General features: G+C 59.7%; 2 protein-coding genes. One reads left to right on the top strand and one right to left on the bottom strand.

From position 1 onward, the window contains the following. On the bottom strand, positions 1-959 hold a 959-nt coding region (locus ABT116_RS46475; protein WP_351647277.1), incomplete at its 3' end, for an ABC transporter substrate-binding protein. Positions 960-1,058: 99 nt separating this feature from the next. Here ABT116_RS46475 and ABT116_RS46470 point away from each other — a divergent pair. Next, positions 1,059-1,387: MarR family winged helix-turn-helix transcriptional regulator (locus tag ABT116_RS46470; protein ID WP_351647275.1), on the top strand; the 329-nt coding region annotated here is incomplete at its 3' end.

Genomic DNA, 1,387 nt, shown 5'->3' with positions numbered 1-1,387 from the left:
GCCCACAACGGCGCGTTCGTCAATGTCGCCGGGTCCCCGCCCTGCACGCCGTAGAAGATCCAGTCGGCGTCCGCCACGTTCAACTCTTCTTCACTGATGTCTCGGGAAGTGTCGTCGAACTGCTGCGACTGCGGACGGGTCAAGCCGGCATCCTCGGCGATACTGCCGGTGAACGAAGGAACACCGAAGATGCGCAGACGATTTCCGTTCTGGCGCGTGAACGACACCGTCGGCGGCGACGAGAGGGAAGCACCGAGGGCCGCGGCATCGGTATTGAAGGTATCCAGCAATGCCGCCGCCTGCTGCGTCTTACCTACCCCGTCGGCAACCAGCAGGAAGTCCTGCTTCCAGTAGACGCCGGTTCCCTGTGTTGCCACCGTGGGTGCGATGGCGGAAAGCTGGTCGTACAGCGAATCAGCGTCCTTTCCTGCAACATTCATCAAGATCAGGTCAGGATCGAGCGTGACGATCGCTTCGAAATTCGGTGTGAAGCGTCCACCTGCGTCAACGACATCACTTAGCTGAGTACGGAATTCGGGGTATGCAGACAACAAGTACGGAGGCACCAGGTCCGCACCGTCACCACGCGTCGAACCTGCGGGCACGACACCGAGCGACAGGAGTGCATCTGCTTGCCCGGTCGAGATGACGACAACCTTTTCGGGCTGCGATTCGATCGTGGTGTCCCCTTTGAAGTGTGAGACGGTACGAGGGAACTCGCCGTCCGACTTTCCGCTCCCCATTCCAACCGGGACTTCTCGCGGAGCGACAAACGCAGAGTCCGCCGGAGCTGACGCACTGATCTCGGCATCTGTGGGCGACGCGTCCTCGCTCGAGCAGCCACTGAGAGCTGCCACCAATGTCAGTGCGCCGATCAGCATTACACTGCGTGACTTCTTTCGAAAATTCATGATCGTGTCCCGTACGTCGTGAAGCATGACAGCTTCATCTTCCGCCATGGTTAGGTGACCCTACCCTTTGAAGAACTGTAAACTATATCTGTGTCAGATACAGTTCCAGGGCGTGGATCACACGGGGTCGATCGCTACTCTGATCACGTGCCCACCGCGGAAGAAGCATCGAGATCACTCATCGCTGCGGCGTTCGAATTGCGTCGAGCGCTGCGGGAATACATGGCTACGTCAGGCACCGACGCGACTTTGCCCGAGGCACAATCCGAAGTACTTCACGATGTCGCACAACACCCGGGCACTCGCATCGGGGCTGTCGCCGACCGTCTCTCCAGACGCCCGAACACCGTCAGCACACTGGTGCGCACACTCTCCGACAAAGATCTGATCGAGCGACGGCCCGATCCCACGGACGGCCGAGTGAGCCGGCGCTTCTTCTGCAGGTACCGTCACTTTCGCTTCTTCCCTGCTGAAAG

Origin of the sequence: Streptomyces sp. NPDC002130, assembly GCF_040296465.1 — a bacterium.
Lineage (GTDB): Bacteria > Actinomycetota > Actinomycetes > Streptomycetales > Streptomycetaceae > Streptomyces.
Note: the sequence above shows the minus strand (reverse complement) of the source record. Positions and strands in the feature narration are given on the sequence as shown.